This is a genomic window from Brachyspira catarrhinii (genome assembly GCF_005518285.1).
Taxonomy (GTDB): Bacteria; Spirochaetota; Brachyspiria; order Brachyspirales; family Brachyspiraceae; genus Brachyspira; species Brachyspira catarrhinii.
Genome location: NZ_SJDU01000552.1, coordinates 1 through 1,170 on the forward strand (window position 1 = coordinate 1; position 1,170 = coordinate 1,170).

Genomic DNA, 1,170 nt, shown 5'->3' on the forward strand with positions numbered 1-1,170 from the left:
TTATCTAAAATATAATTCTTTAGTAAAATTAAATTATCTTTTTTTATATGATAAACTATTATACAATATCTATCTATATTATTTCTGATTTCATTATCTACATTTTTGAATATCTTATTAACTATTAAATCATATTTTATATTAGGTTCATTGAATTCAAAAAGTTCTTTTTGTAAAGATATATCAGAATTATATTTTTTTAATAGAGCTTTTAAATACATAGGTAAATTATTCGATTTAAAACTATTATAATTCATTATAGAATATATACATTTCTCTTTTTTATTATATATTATATAAAATTCTCTTGAACTTCTTTTAACGGGAATAAGGTTTATATTATCATTTATCTTATCCCTAATGTTTCTTGATGATAAATCAAAAATTAAATTTGGTTTGTTATTGTTAAATGGCAAATCTAATTTATAAGTCAATTCATGATAATCTTCTGATATTGCTTCTATAATTGAATCGTAAACTATTTGTTTAATTGTTATATTAATAATCATAAGGTTAACCTCCTTAATTTATTATAATTTATTTCTAATTATACATTTTTTAAAATTTTTTGCAACTGTTTTACCATTTTATCTGTATATTTTTTAATATAATTCAAATATATTATTAATATAGACAAATAAAAACTCAAAAATTAATAGATAAGTCAACTAAAAATACTTGACAATTTTAATTTTTTATTATATTATCGCTAATATAATTTATAAAAAATAAAATTAAGGATAAAATATGTCTGATATAATATGGGTAACGGCAAGTAAAATACCAAGTAAATCTTTTATTTGTTGGTATTGTAATAAAGATATATCTTCTGAAGACGGCTACATGTCTAATAGTAGAAGTAGTATTTATATATGTCATAATTGCAAAAGACCTAACATATTTGATTTGAATGGAGATGCTATTATTAAACCTCTTTATGGAAAAGAAATAAAGAATTTACCAAATAATATAAAAAGCGTATATGAGGAAGCCAGAAAATGTATGCAAGTAGGAGCATATACGGGAGCTACCATGCTTTTAAGAAAAATATTAATGAATATATCGGTAGAAGAAGGAGCAAAAGAGGGAGGTTTGTTTAAAAACTATGTGGAATATTTGTATAATGAAGGAATAGTGCATAAAACCATTAGATTGAAGCCTTCATTTAGC

Annotated in this window: 2 protein-coding genes; one reads left to right on the plus strand and one right to left on the minus strand. The window is 21.2% G+C overall.

What is annotated here, in order from left to right; all coding sequences use genetic code 11:
- Positions 1 to 509: DUF5986 family protein (locus EZH24_RS12235; protein ID WP_137999340.1), on the minus strand; the 509-nt coding region annotated here is incomplete at its 3' end.
- A gap of 238 nt (positions 510 to 747) precedes the next feature.
- Here EZH24_RS12235 and EZH24_RS12240 point away from each other — a divergent pair.
- Positions 748 to 1,170: hypothetical protein (locus EZH24_RS12240; RefSeq protein ID WP_201798598.1), on the plus strand; the 423-nt coding region annotated here is incomplete at its 3' end.